Source organism: Stenotrophomonas sp. P5_B8 (assembly GCF_054049855.1).
On the sequence record NZ_JBFULO010000701.1, the window covers coordinates 1 to 1,222 of the forward strand.

The window sequence follows — 1,222 nt, forward strand, 5'->3', positions numbered from 1 at the left end:
CAAGTCTCCCTCCCTCCTTTTGATGGGGAAAGGCGAAGGCCTTCCTGGACCGTCCGGTTTCATCGACCAGAACAGTCCCGTCTGATCGACTCCCGTATAGCTGCCCGCCTCGGCGGCCGTCGTCGTGGGGTCAACCCTACCTTCCAGATCTGCTCGATAGACCGCGTTGGAGCGCCAGTTGGTGCCTTTGGAGTCCCGCATGGCCAGCCGAAGCTCAACGACATCCGTAGGCCGCATGCCTGAGATAGACACCCCCAGTGGCGCGTCAGCTCGACTGTCTGCCGAGACGATGCTCAGTGTCGCGGCATAACTATTGGCGCAAGCCAGAAGGAGCGATAGGAGGGCGAATCGACGCATTCAGGGGGCACTCTGAGGGTGACTTCAGAGCTTGCGAGCAGGACGCATACCTGAGACGGACTTTGGCGTGAGCCGTGCTCTACGTGGCACCAATCGTGCAGACATCTACGGCAATCGCGGCAAATTGGCTTCGAGTTGTGTTCGGAACTGTCGGMTGACCCGGAGGATCGTGCCGTCAATGAGTTCCAATAGAGCGTCCTGGTTTCGCGCGGAACGAAGTGCTGCGATGCGCCTTACATTCACCAATGAGGATCGGTGGATACGGAGAAATCCGCTCGGTTCCAACGCCTCCGCAAGACTTGCCATGCTATCGCGGCGCAGATACGTGTCCTTTCCCACATGGATGCAAACGTAATGGCCAGCCACGTCAACGTAGTCAATGTCTGCCGGCGACAGATAGACCGTCCGATCGCCCGATTGAGCCGCTAGTCGCACGGTGCGTTCGACCTTTCCATCCAGGCGCTCCCGGACACGGCGCATGGCCAACTGCAACCGGCGTGGATCCACCGGTTTGAGCAAGTAATCCAACGCCCCGGTCTCGAAGGCGCGAACGGCGTGTGCACTGTAAGCGGTGATGAAGACGATGTGCGGCACCAGTTCCTCAAGATGCTGCACGAGGTCCAAGCCGCTGCCGTCCGGCAGCCCGATATCGAGAAGAACGAGATCAACATCCCCAACCTTCGCGCGCTCAAGCGCACCCTCCAATGTTGATGCCTCCCCTACGACCGTGACGTCAGGCTCGCTTGCCAGCAAACGAGTGAGTCGCGCCCGCGCAAGAGAAATGTCGTCAACAATCAACGTGCGAATCATGGTTGATCGTGTTCCATCAGCGGGAGACGGATTGAAGCAATAAACCGTCTCTTCT

Annotated in this window: 2 protein-coding genes; both read right to left on the reverse strand. The window is 59.0% G+C overall.

Features of this window, described 5'->3' with window-relative positions; genetic code table 11:
• Positions 1–357, reverse strand: a 357-nt coding sequence (locus ACXJKH_RS20810; RefSeq protein WP_457322228.1) for an acyl-CoA thioesterase/BAAT N-terminal domain-containing protein, incomplete at its 3' end; no start/stop codon positions are given.
• A 105-nt stretch (positions 358–462) separates the two neighbouring features.
• Positions 463–1,222 (reverse strand): LytR/AlgR family response regulator transcription factor (locus ACXJKH_RS20815; protein ID WP_457322230.1); only part of this gene is annotated, 760 nt, incomplete at its 5' end.